The following is a 12,342-nucleotide window of genomic DNA, read 5'->3' as shown; positions in this document are numbered from 1 at the left end:
GAAATTTATTCATGCGGAAAGTGGGCTCAAGCTGCAGGACGGCAAGGATATGCTGACCTCAATCATGATAAATTCGCCGGAAATCATCGATATCTATATATTCGACGTGAACCGGAGCAACTCGCTGCTCAGCTCGGAAATTAATTCGGTTCCTGATCAATGGGATTCCGATTGGTACCAGGCAATCCTGAAGGCGAACGGCAGTGCGGTATGGTTCGGATTGTCCAAGGCGTCGTATGTGAAGAAGAACGAAACAGGCTTCCCGGTGTTCGGACTTGGCCGCGCTATTCGCAGCTGGCGTACGGGAGAGATCATAGGTGTTATGTTCTTTGAAATTATGAGCAATGCACTAAACCGGGAACTCAGCCGTGTGCAGTTCGGCGATACCGGCTATCTCTACGTCGTGAACGATCAGAACCGCTACTTTTATCATCCGAATGCCTCATTGTTCGGAATAGAATCCAGATATGTCGTGCCCAAGGAAAAAACGGCTTATCAATTGGATGGCAGCAGCACACTGATTATTCCCGAACAACTTGACAACGGTTGGGATGTGGTCGGCGTAGTGCCGCTTGCGGAGCTTAGCGCGGATTCGGCGAGCATCCGGAAATTCACAATGTGGATTGCACTCGGCTGTATCCTGCTTGCCATCGGCATAGGGTATTACGCCACCCGAAGAATCGGGAATCCTCTGGTGGATCTCAGCCGGTTGATGCGCAAGGGCGAGGAAGGGGACTTGAGTGTGCGCAGCCGCTATGTCGGCAATAACGAAATCGGGCAACTCGGCCGGAGCTTCAACAATATGATCGCCCGGATCGACCTGCTGATCGAGCAGATCGCGAAGGAAGAGTCCGAGAAGAAGAAAGCGGAGATCCGTGCACTGAGGTATCAGATCAATCCGCATTTCCTGTACAACACACTCAACTCGATCCGATGGATGGCCAAGCTCAACCGCGTCGGTGACGTCGACAAGGCGATCACCACTCTTGTGCACCTGCTCGAGGGGAGCCTGGAGCGCAAGGGCGTCTTTATCAAGCTGGGGGACGAGCTGGAACTGCTCGTGAAGTATATGATCATCCAGGAGTACCGGTACGATAACGGAATCGTGCTTAACATCCGATGTCCGGATAAGCTGAGGCAGGTGCCCATCCCGCGGATGTTGCTACAGCCGATCGTCGAGAACGCGATTTTTCACGGTATCGCACCAAAGGACGAAGCCGGAACGATCGCTATCGACGTGGAGGAGACCGTTCAGGATATCGTTATCCGGATCACGGACGACGGTGTCGGCATCGATGAGGGAAGGATCACGCAACTGCTTGCAAACGATGCGGAGCGGCATAGCAAGGGGATGACGAATATCGGACTGCAGCACGTGCATCAGACGATCCAATTGTATTACGGAAGCGGCTACGGCCTGATCGTCTCGAGCAAGAAAAATGAAGGCACAGAGGTCCGGATCACAATCTCGAAACCAATGGGGGATAAACATGTGCAGAGTGCTGTTGGTTGATGATGAGAAAATGGCGCGCGTCGGGCTGAGGTCCTCGTTTGACTGGGTGCGGAACGGCTTCCAGCTTGTCGGGGAAGCGTCCAACGGACAGAAGGCGATGAAATGGATCCAGAATCAAGAGGTCGATATTCTGATCACCGATATTGCGATGCCGGTCATGGACGGCCTTGAACTGACGCGCAAAACAAGAGAACTGTGCCCGTGGGTCAAGGTACTGCTGCTCAGCTGCCATAACAACTTCGAATACGTTCGCGAGGGGATCCGGCTCGGCGCATGCGACTATATCTTGAAGCCGACACTGGATTCGGATTCGCTGAAGACGGTGCTGGACGAAATGCGGAATAAGCTGCGAAAAGAGCAGGAGCATCGCAAAATGATGGAGCAACTGAAGGAAAGGCAGCAGGCGGAGAAACTGCGGGCGATTGAGCGGACGTTCGGCAAAGCCGTGTGCGGCGAGCACGACGCGTTCGAGCGGCTCAAACTGGTGCTTCCGGAGGCGAAGTACCGGGTAGCGGCTTTTGGGCTTCACGCGGTCCAGATGACCGATAACGATACGGAGAATATGCTGGCCGAGTATGCAGAAGCGTCCAAGCAGTATATCGAGCAATCGTTCGAGCCGCTGGTGTCCGCACAGCTGCGGCCCGATCTCTTGATGGCGATGGCCCGTGCCGACCTTTTCCGGGACGGTGCGCTGGAACGTATGGTGTCACGGATTGCGCAGGCTTCGGAGCGTTTCAGCGTTTCCGTCGGCGTCAGCGGTGAATACGATCGTTTTGTCAGCATCAGGGATGCCGGAAAAGAGGCGAAACGGGCGCTTGAGCGGACGTTCTTCAGCGGTCCGGCCAGCGTGGTCTTGGCGGAGGCGCTGCACGATGACCATAGGGCAGTGCCGTCGTCTTTCGATTATCCGGCCCTCCTCAAGCAGCTGAAGGAATCGCTTTCGATAGGCTTTCAGGCCAAATCTGAAGCGGTTGTTGAGCGGATTATAGCCCATTGGACCCCTGGGCACCGAACGAAAGAGGAGGTGATTCAGGAGGCGGAGGAACTGCTCAGCCTGTTAGCGTTATTCAAGGATACGGATGCCTCGATCATGCGAAATATCCGCCAAATAAGCAAGCTGAACTATGCCGGAGATGTGGCGGAATTTGTGAGGAGCATTTTCACCGGCTGGTGGATCAAGGACGACGCGCCGCAGCCGGACCGGACGCTGCACCAGCGCATCGTCGGGCAGGCGGTCGGCTATATCGAGGAGCACTACACGGAGCCGTTGTCGCTTCTGCAGGTGGCAGATGCCGTGAACGTCAGCCGAAATTACTTCAGCGAGATGTTCAAGTGGGTCACCGGACAGAATTTCATTGACTACCTGATCGCGCTGCGGATGAAGCGGGCCAAGGAGCTACTGCAGGGCTCGTCGCTCAAGGTTTACGAGGTCGCGGAGCAATCCGGATTCAACGACGTTAAACATTTCAGCAAGCAATTCAAGAAGCTGGTCGGATTGTCCCCGGCTGAGTTTCAGGGTGTCCGGCGGAAGTAACGGATGACACCAATTACCGAAGAAAAAACACCCTTTCGGAACATAATCGGTTCAAACCAGTTTCCTCCCCGCTCTATAATTAAAGCGATTACAAAAATTTTTGGATAAAATTAAAAGGGAGGCAAACAGATGAAGAAGTTAAGATGGTCTGCGCTTGTCATGGTGCTCGTGTTCGGTCTTGTGCTGACAGCGTGCGGCGGGGGCAACGGAGGCGGCAATGTTGCCAACACGGGTGGTACTGCAGACAACACGGGCAACACCGGTGGCAATGATAAAGCTGCAGATGGCGATAAGCCAGCTGCGAGCGTTGAGAAAGTCAAGATCAAATGGGCAACCTGGGGTAACCCGGGAGAGCTGACCCGCTTCCAGGAGTATACGAAGGATTTCAACGTAAGAAACCCTGACATTCAAGTGGAGCTGATCCCGATTCCGGGTGAATATGAGCAGAAAATCATCACGCAGCTCAGCGGCGGCACGGCACCTGATGCGTTCTACGCAGGCGACTCCATGGTCGTCAAACTAATCGAGAACGGCACTATCGAAGAACTGACGCCGTTCATTAGCGGAGAAGGCAGCGTGATCAAGGAAGAAGATTTCTTCCCGGGTCTGTGGGGCGCGGCCAAGGCAGACGGCAAAATATGGGGCGTACCGGTTGACAACAACCCGATGGTGCTTTGGTTCAACAAGAAGGTGCTGAAAGATGCGGGCATCACCGAAATGCCGACCGACCTGCAAGCCCAGGGCGAGTGGAACTGGCAGGCATTCCAGGAAATGACCGAAAAGATCAAAGCCAGCAAGAAATACGGCTATGTCCTTGACAACTGGTGGGGACATACGTTCAGCTGGGTAACTTCCAACGGCGGTAACATCTATGACGAGAACGGTAAGTACATCGCCTATGACGATCCGAAAGCAATGGAAGCCTTCAAATTCCTTTATGATAACGTGAAGAGTAAGAACATTACATTCGCCGGCACACTGCCGAAAGGACAAGGCGCCGACGCGATGTTCATGTCCAATCAGGTCGGTTTCGTAGGTGCGGGCCGCTGGTATCTGCCGCTGTTCAAGAGGGCCTCCGGTCTTGAGTATGATATTGTGACTTGGCCGACCAACACCGGCAAAGCCATTGAACCGGCAGGCATTCCTACCGCTTACATGGTACTGAACAAGGCGTCCAAGAACAAGGAAGTCGCTTATAAGTTCCTTGCTGAGTTCGTAAGCAAAGAAGGTCAAACCTTCCGCCTGTCGGGAGGCGGCAACGCGGTTCCGTCCGTAATCGGTGCAGATGTTGTTGTGTCCGAGGGTAATCAGCCGGCGAACTACAAAGCGTTCCTGGATGCGCGCGAAATCGGTTATGCGCTGACGACGGCTCAAGCAGGCATTCCGGGACTGGACACGGAAATCAACACCCGGTTTGAAGCCCTTTGGCTGAAGAACCAGAACCTGAATACGGCGATGAAAGAAATTCAGGATGCCGCCAACAAGAAGATTGACGACTACAAAAACAAAAAATAAACATGCCTCAGGTACTGGTGAGCTAACAAGAGAGGGGAAGGGTTCCGGGAGCCGGGCCCTTCCTTCTTCCTATCACTAAGGAAAGGTAGATGGTTATGAGCACGCAAACGTCGGAAAGAAGCGAGACCTTTGCTCCAACCGTGGAACGGACGGATGCCATGTGGCCTTCCATGAAATCGAGCACATCGGAGGCGCTTTGGGGGTATTTTTTCATCCTCCCGCAGGCGATCGGCCTCATAGGTTTTGCGATGGTCCCGTTGATCCTCGCTTTCGCACTCAGCCTCATGCAATGGGACGGTTTTGGTGCCCGTACGTTCGTCGGGCTGGATAATTTTATCGGACAGTTCAAAGATCCCGATTTCAATATCGCGGTCGTGAATACGCTATACTACACGGTACTTACCGTGCCGACCGGCATCATCCTGTCCATGCTTGTCGCGGTCGGACTTAATAAGGTTAAAGGTAAAGTGCTTTACCGCCTCTTCTATTTCATGCCGAATATTACGATGTCCGTTGCGGTGGCCGTCGTTTTTATGTGGCTGCTGAACGGAGATTTCGGCTTGATCAATCTTTATTTGAGGGATTGGTTCGGCATCCAGGGGCCCCAATGGCTTACGGATACGCGGTTTGTCATACCGGCTATCTCGCTGCTCAGCGTGTGGGTAGGTCTCGGCGGCAGCATGGTGCTGTTCCTCGCCGGTCTGCAGGGCATCTCGGCGACCTATTATGAAGCAGCGGAGATCGACGGGGCCAACAAATGGCAGCAGCTTCGTCACATTACAATTCCGTTGTTGTCGCCTACGACGTTTTTCGTGACGATCATCTCGATCATCAGTTCGTTTCAGGTATTCGATCAGTCGTTCGTCATGACGGGCGGGGGACCGGCCAAGGCCAGTTATACAATGGTTTTTCACATTTACGATTCGGCATTCGTCGATTTCACATTCGGCAAAAGCACCGCAGCCGCTGTCATTCTGTTCGTGATCATCCTGGTGCTCACTCTGATCCAAATGAGGATTTCCAAGCGCTGGGTCCATTACGAAGGATAAACGGAACGAGGAAGGGAGAGAGAGATTATGCTTACAAAAAGGTTAAAATCGTCCACCATCTTGCTTCATATCATTCTTTTCATCGGGGCGGTCTTCATGACGGTACCGTTCCTCTGGATGGTATCCAGTGCGCTTAAGGATTTAGGGCAGGTGTTTCTCGTTCCGCCGAAATGGATTCCGGATCCGTTCATCTGGGGCAATTTCAAGGCTTCGCTGACGGCGCTGCCTTTTGGACGTGCGTATTACAACAGCATTTATATCAACATTATCGTCGTCGTCGCGCAGCTCATCACGTGCTCGATGGCCGCATATGCATTCGCCAAAATCCGTTTTCCGTTCCGGGATGCGATCTTCATTCTGTTTCTTGCGACGATGATGGTACCGGGCCAAGTCACGATTATTCCGCTCTATCTGATCATGAAAAATCTCGGATGGATCGATACCCATCTGCCGCTCATCGTACCGGCGGCGCTGCTTAACGCGTTCGGTGTATTCCTTCTGCGCCAGTTCTTCATGGGCATCCCGAGGGAAATGGAAGAAGCGTCCATTATTGACGGCGCGAACCGCTGGACGATCTACACCCGCGTCATGCTGCCGCTTGTCAAGCCGGCTTTGTCTGCGCTCGGTATCTTCACGTTTCTCGGGATGTGGAACAGCTTCTTCTACCCGCTGATTTTCCTCAATACCCCGGATTTGTTTACAGTTCCGATGATGCTGAACCTATACCGCGGGATGTACGCCACGGACTGGACGTTGATGATGGCCGGAGCCTCGGTTGCGCTTATCCCGGTTCTAATTGTATATATCGTCGGTCAACGTTATATCATCGAAGGCGTTACGCTTTCCGGCATTAAAGGTTAAGCAGCCTAATCGAGGCAGGAAGGGTGAAATGATGGCACAGGCAGCCACGGCAAGCCGGCATGTCGTTATTGCAACGGGAGACCAGGGAAATTTCCGGATTACGCTCGATTTCCGGATGCAGGAGGAGGGACTCGAGGTGATCCGTTACCGGATGGAAGCAGATACGCCGACTGCGCCTCCGTCGCTGTCGTTGAACTGGAAGACCCGGATTCCAAGCCTGGGGGAGGCCGGCTGCCGGTTATCTCCGCATCACAGCGGAGTAATTTCTTTCCCTTCGGTAAACAAGAACAAGGAGGCCATGTCGAATGATCAGTTACACCGGCATTCATAAACCTTATGATATCGGCGAATACAGCGTGGAACGGAACGCCAAAGTGCTTCAAAGGTACCGCTTCATGCACGAAGGACTGCTGCGCGTCATGGCAGGACAGCTGCCGGCGCGCGGCGACTGGGATCTGAAGCTCGGGCTTTGCCGGCATATGTACGAGAATGCCGAGGCCGCCAATGCGCTGCGGGGGCGGATTCCGGAGCTACGCACGTCCTCGGCCGTTCTCGGCAAAGAACCCGATGCCGTCCTGTCGTTGTTGATAGATGAGCTCATTCATGCGGAGAATGACCTAGAGCTGACGGCCGGCATCTATGCCGTCGTTAAACCCGCTCTGCTTGAAACGTACCGGCGGCATATGGCGACGACGCAGCAAATCGTCGACCAGCCGACGCTCCGCATCCTGCGGACGATTGTTCTCGATCTCGAAGAGCAGGTTACATGGGGGTGTGAGTTGCAGCGTATGCTGGAGGACAGCGGCGTATTTCCCGCTCATGAACCGTTTACGGATAGGCTTCGTTCTTATATCGCGGCGGCAGGCGGCATCGACAGCTCGCTGCCCAAGACAACCGAACTGCCGCCCCGGGAGCGTTCGACGGAGCCGTATCGGCTACCGCTCCGCTCCGTCCGTGATCCGCGGACGATGGGGCCCGTGACATGGGCAAGAACAAGCATGTCGAATGCGCCGGACGATGAAATGGGAAGGCGGGTCGTCGCTACGATGCGTGTCCGCCAGGAGGAGATGACGGCCTGCGAGCTTGTTTCAGGCGTGTTGTACAGCCAGCGGCAGATGCCGTGGAGCTTCCACCGCGATCTGGCACGGCATGTATGGGATGAGGCGCGTCATGCCATGTTCGGCCAGGCGGCGCTGGAAGCCGAGGGCTATGACTGGAAGAAGGAACCGCAGTACACGTCAGACTATGATGTCAATGAGCACAAGCTTCCTGGTGCTCAATATGCCTGGCTGAGTATCGGTATCGAAGAAGGCGCAATGGTCAGCAACGGCAAAAAGAAGGAGTTCGAGTACTTCCGCGACGAGGCGAAACATCCGCTCATGCAGCAATTCCAGGACTATGACTGGGCGGACGAGGTTGTCCACGCCAATCTGGGTCGGAAGTGGGTCCCTGAGCTGCTGGAAGAGGAAATCGCATTCGTCCGCGAAGTCGCAAAGAAAGAGCTGGACCACTTCTGGTCGGAAGTGAACAAGGCTACCGAGCAGTGGAGGGCTTCGAAAGCCGGCAATGAGTAGCCCGTGATCGAAGCAGGTCATCATTATTGCACTGTATGTTTTTATGAAGCAAATCAATTGGGTAGACTCCCATCTCGCTTTGATCATGCCGGAGGCGCTATTCAAAGCGTTCGGCGTATTTATGCTTATGCAGTTTATCAAAGGGCTGCCTAATGAGTTGCAGGAGGCAGCCGTCATCGATGGAGCCAACCCGCTGCAAATATACGGGTATGTGATTTTGCCGCTGACCAGAACCGCGCTTGCGGCATTCGGCATTTTTGCTTTCAAAGATATTTGGAATCAATTTATGGAACCGCTTATTTTTCTCAGCACGCCTGAGAAGTACACGGTGCCGCTGATGCTCAATATGTTCAAAGGCTTGTATGTGGCGGATTGGCCGCTCATGATGGCGGGAACCGCCATTGCGGTAACGCCGGTGCTGATCGTATACCTGCTCGCCCAGCGGCAAATCATCGAAGGCATCGCGATGACGGGAAGCAAGGGGTAAGGGGGTTGGATCGGCGGCTACGGTTAACCTCTAAAGCGGAAGCTGCAAAAAAAAGGCCTGCGGCGCTTCACATTTTCAGTGAAGCGCCGCAGGCCCCTTTGTTGCGGTTGTGCCGCTATGCCGGCTTTGCGGTTAGCGTGTTGCGTGGCGGTCGCGAACGCGCATCGGACGCAGGATTGCGCTGACGATCAGGACAAGGACGATGGCGCCGATCAGTGCCGGAATCAGGTAAATGTTGCCCACTTCCGGTCCCCATGCGCCAAGCAATGCTCCACCCAGCCAAGCGCCGATAATACCTGCAATAATGTTACCGATGATCCCGCCCGGGATGTCGCGTCCGACGATCAGACCTGCGAGCCAGCCGATAATACCACCGACGATTAGATACCATAAGAATGCCATGTTTCCCATCTCCCTTTGTATGTTTTCTGTTTATCTGCCTCTCATTACCCGTCTCACAGGGAGCTAAACATATCAGACATTTTGGAAGCCGGCTACAAGCCCGTTCCGGCGGATAGTCCGGAGGTCTATGGCGAATGCCGAAATTTGATTCTACGTGATATTTCATTCCGAATATACTATACTTAGCAGGCTGAAGTTCATCAGTCTGTTTTGTATAGATTCCCGGGAGGAGCCGGATAATGAAGCTTGTGAATTCACCATATCTGCTGCTTGTACTGGCCACCTGCATATGGGGAAGCAATTTTGTTGCCGGCAAAGCGCTGGTCGATTCGATACCGCCCGTAACGCTTGCCGCGACCAGATGGGGCATTGCCTTTCTTTGCTTGCTCCCTTTTTTCGGAAAGGACGCTTGGCGGCAGCGTCAGGATTATTTTCGCCAATGGAAAATGGTCTTGTTTCTATCCGTCACCGGAGTGGCGGGGTTTAATACGTTGACCTATATGGCAGTGCAGTTCACGGGGTCGATCAATGCGGCTCTCATGAATTCGGCGACGCCCATTCTGGTCCTTATGCTGGCTTCGCTCATGATGAAGGAGAGATTGGCTTGGGCCGCGATTCCAGGTATTGCCGTCTCGATGGCGGGTGTTCTGTGGATTGTCGGCCGTGGCAGTCTGAAAGCGCTGCTGGCGCTTTCGTTCAATAAGGGCGATCTTCTCATGCTGCTTGCTGTTTTTTGCTGGGCCTTGTATTCGGTGGGGATGAAAAAGGCGGCAGGCCGCTTCCGGCCAAGCGCCCTGCTGCTCGTGCAGACGGCCGTCGCGACGGGATTGCTGCTGCCGCTATCCGCGCTTGAGCTGCTGTCGGTTCCCGGGGAGATCGTATGGAGGCCGGGACTTATGATCGGAATCGTTTATTTGGGGTTGTTTGCTTCGATCGTCGCTTTTTTGTCGTGGAATCGGGCGATCGAGCTGGCGGGACCGCAGCGCTGCGCCGGCTATCTGAACCTTATTCCGTTGTTCAGCGCCGTATTCGCAACGATTTTTACCGGTGAATCGATTCGCTTCTATCATGTGCTCGGCGCCTTGCTGATCATAGCCGGCGTGTACATGACGAATCGTACGAGGAAGCCTGTCGGGCTCAAAGAAGAACGGCCGCAGCCCACCGGATGACGGCGAGTCTCGCACGGGGCTGAACGGCCTGATCCCTACGTTCGGGTTGTCATGCGGTCAAATGAAGTCCATCCGGATATCCTCGCGGCCCGGATCGAACACGATATGAAGCTGTTTGCCACCCAAATACCAGACGTTCGCTTCTTCCATGTAAAACGTTACGCCTTCAACAGTCGCCTGTATGGCGGGATTGGCCGGGTTATCCTTCATCACGCCGAGCGAATAACCCGGGTTAAGGTTCTCGAATCCTCCCAGCCGGACGAAAATCCGCACGAAATCCCCGTCGGTCAGGGCCATTTCCTGCTTGTACCATTGTGCCGCGAGCGGCTCTACCGCTATTCCGGGCATTTACATTCCTCCTCCGCATACCATCCGTTCATTCCTATCATACTCAATTATAACCGGACGTACATCCAATGCCAAAGCAGGCTGCATGAGCAGCCTGCTTGTTAGGCGGAAAACGGTCAAAGAGAATGAGCAATTCCGGCGGCCGGGGCAATCTCCTTCTGTCCCTTTGCAGCGACGGAGATCGCTCTGAACAGGGTCCGTGAAATGAGCTCCGCCATACCCATCACGACATGCAGCCGCGTATTTTGCAGGACCAACACTTCGGCGAAGCCTCCGACATTCACGATACCGGTCATATGAATGTTGCCTACAGGGGGAAGCTGTTTTTTGACGCCTGCTCCCGGCAGTACCGGACCTTCGCCGACCTCGATGCATCCCACGCTGGATGCCTGTCCAAGGCAAGCGTCGATGCCGATGATGAATGGATTACGCGTTTTGCGGTGGAGCTCCCGCAGCGTTTCGTCGAGATTCAGCGCATGCACGGGAGATTCCAGTGTGCCGTAAAGATCGAACATGGGGGAGCGGAACTTGATCAGCGAGGATCCGGTAAGCGGACCCAGCGAGTCGCCGGTGCAACGGTCGGTGCCGAGACAGACGACGGCAATCCGCCTTGCCGGATCAAGGCCATTGAGATAACCGTTCAGCCGGTCGGCGATCTTGAAGAAGGCGGTTGGATTCGTATAAGGCACTTTTAAGGGCTCGTTATTCACGGTCGCTATTTTCATAGGGAACTCCTCTCGACGAGCGAATCGTTGCATCTCTCTACATGAGATTTACCGCCGTTCATACCTTGAATAAAATGGTACAAAATGTATCTAAAAAATGCTGTCGTAATATAGGGGGGGAACGAAAAATAAAAACAATCAATTTTCGACATTTGCAAGAGGGTGGGGAAGAGCCTTTGCCAGTTACATAGCGGTTTTATGGGAAATTATTTAATGTCGTCGCTGTCTGCGCGATTGCAATTTCCGATTCTCTGGGCTGAATTTCCTATGCAATTATTTTACTTCATTTGGGATCAGTTGATACATTATGTCACATATAACGATTTCGTAAAAAGTGTTGACGCGGCTATCCGCTTGAGGGAGCGTACTTTCGGAGAGGCCGGAGTGGAAGGATTAACGGGCACGGGACCCGTTGCCATTGGCTTGCCGAACTGCCGGGCAGCCTATGACCATTATGCTGCGGAGCTGCGCACTTTGGTGGACGGCTTTTCGACGGTGCGCTTATGTTGCTGTCCTGGTCGGAACAGGGCGCGGTTTGAATTGAAAAATCGTTCCTCTCTCTATATATAAGGGGCAGCTCCACGACCACCCTGCGGATTCATATTCCCTGTTATCATCCCGCCCAGTCTTAAGAAATATTCGTCCGTTTCCAAAATTTGCGATTGTATTTAGCGACGCAGTCGTGGTATATTATGAGTCCGGCCAGCCGCTGCTATGGTGGCGGACGGGACTGTAAAAAAATAACAGTTGCATTTTTGATTAAATCTATGGTATATTCTAATTCCGGCCGAGAGATAGCCGGTAAGAGAAATTGTTCTTTGAAAACTGAACAACGAGCGAAACTGCCCCATTGTCCTGCGAGGGAGGATGGAAAAGCTATACAAGTAATGAGCGATATCGACTCACTTTAATGGAGAGTTTGATCCTGGCTCAGGACGAACGCTGGCGGCGTGCCTAATACATGCAAGTCGAGCGGATTTAGTCGGGAGCTTGCTCCTGACTGAGTTAGCGGCGGACGGGTGAGTAACACGTAGGTAACCTGCCCGTAAGACCGGGATAACATTCGGAAACGGATGCTAATAGCGGATACGCAATACCCTCGCATGGGGGAATTGGGAAAGGCGGAGCAATCTGCCGCTTACGGATGGACCTGCGGCGCATTAGC

The 12,342-nt window shown here is 53.7% G+C and carries 12 protein-coding genes and 1 rRNA gene; 10 read left to right on the top strand and 3 right to left on the bottom strand.

Features of this window, described 5'->3' with window-relative positions:
* The 8 genes from BG52_RS12105 to BG52_RS12070 all read left to right on the top strand — a co-directional run.
* Positions 1-1,513: sensor histidine kinase (locus BG52_RS12105; protein ID WP_036667335.1), on the top strand; the 1,513-nt coding region annotated here is incomplete at its 5' end.
* Positions 1,491-3,047: a response regulator transcription factor gene (locus BG52_RS12100; RefSeq protein ID WP_036585509.1), complete on the top strand. Its 1,557-nt coding sequence runs from the start codon at positions 1,491-1,493 to the stop codon at positions 3,045-3,047. The genes BG52_RS12105 and BG52_RS12100, both read left to right, overlap by 23 nt.
* A 129-nt stretch (positions 3,048-3,176) precedes the next feature.
* Entirely contained in the window at positions 3,177-4,562 is a 1,386-nt protein-coding gene (locus BG52_RS12095; RefSeq protein WP_036585511.1) for an ABC transporter substrate-binding protein, read from the top strand.
* 170 nt (positions 4,563-4,732) lie between these two features.
* The gene (locus BG52_RS12090; protein ID WP_036585526.1) at positions 4,733-5,611 is read left to right on the top strand and encodes a carbohydrate ABC transporter permease; all 879 of its coding nucleotides are present in this window, start codon (positions 4,733-4,735) and stop codon (positions 5,609-5,611) included.
* Positions 5,612-5,638: 27 nt separating this feature from the next.
* Positions 5,639-6,472: a carbohydrate ABC transporter permease gene (locus tag BG52_RS12085; protein WP_036585513.1), complete on the top strand. Its 834-nt coding sequence runs from the start codon at positions 5,639-5,641 to the stop codon at positions 6,470-6,472.
* A gap of 28 nt (positions 6,473-6,500) precedes the next feature.
* Positions 6,501-6,803, top strand: a complete 303-nt coding sequence (locus BG52_RS12080) for a hypothetical protein (protein ID WP_036585515.1) — start codon at positions 6,501-6,503, stop codon at positions 6,801-6,803.
* The gene (locus BG52_RS12075) at positions 6,778-8,046 is read left to right on the top strand and encodes a hypothetical protein (RefSeq protein WP_036585517.1); all 1,269 of its coding nucleotides are present in this window, start codon (positions 6,778-6,780) and stop codon (positions 8,044-8,046) included. Before BG52_RS12080 ends, BG52_RS12075 begins: the two co-directional genes overlap by 26 nt.
* 43 nt (positions 8,047-8,089) lie before the next feature.
* Positions 8,090-8,533 (top strand): carbohydrate ABC transporter permease, encoded by a 444-nt coding sequence (locus tag BG52_RS12070; RefSeq protein ID WP_051588072.1) that lies wholly within the window; start codon positions 8,090-8,092, stop codon positions 8,531-8,533.
* Positions 8,534-8,665: 132 nt separating this feature from the next.
* Here BG52_RS12070 and BG52_RS12065 read toward each other — a convergent pair whose 3' ends face one another.
* Positions 8,666-8,935: a GlsB/YeaQ/YmgE family stress response membrane protein gene (locus BG52_RS12065; protein ID WP_036585519.1), complete on the bottom strand. Its 270-nt coding sequence runs from the start codon at positions 8,933-8,935 to the stop codon at positions 8,666-8,668.
* 239 nt (positions 8,936-9,174) lie between these two features.
* Between BG52_RS12065 and BG52_RS12060 the strand changes: the two genes are divergently transcribed.
* On the top strand, positions 9,175-10,104 hold the full coding sequence (locus BG52_RS12060) for a DMT family transporter (protein WP_051588070.1): 930 nt from the start codon (positions 9,175-9,177) through the stop codon (positions 10,102-10,104).
* A gap of 57 nt (positions 10,105-10,161) precedes the next feature.
* Here BG52_RS12060 and BG52_RS12055 read toward each other — a convergent pair whose 3' ends face one another.
* Positions 10,162-10,452, bottom strand: coding sequence for a HesB/YadR/YfhF family protein (locus BG52_RS12055; RefSeq protein WP_036585521.1), 291 nt, complete (start codon positions 10,450-10,452; stop codon positions 10,162-10,164).
* Positions 10,453-10,568: 116 nt separating this feature from the next.
* On the bottom strand, positions 10,569-11,177 hold the full coding sequence (gene yyaC, locus BG52_RS12050) for a spore protease YyaC (protein ID WP_036585523.1): 609 nt from the start codon (positions 11,175-11,177) through the stop codon (positions 10,569-10,571).
* A 907-nt stretch (positions 11,178-12,084) separates the two neighbouring features.
* Between yyaC and BG52_RS12045 the strand changes: the two genes are divergently transcribed.
* A 16S ribosomal RNA gene (locus tag BG52_RS12045) occupies positions 12,085-12,342 on the top strand; the annotation flags it as partial.

Source organism: Paenibacillus darwinianus, from assembly GCF_000598065.1.
GTDB lineage: Bacteria > Bacillota > Bacilli > Paenibacillales > Paenibacillaceae > Paenibacillus_I > Paenibacillus_I darwinianus.
The sequence above is the reverse complement of the archived record's forward strand: the minus strand, read 5'-3'. Positions and strand labels throughout refer to the sequence as shown.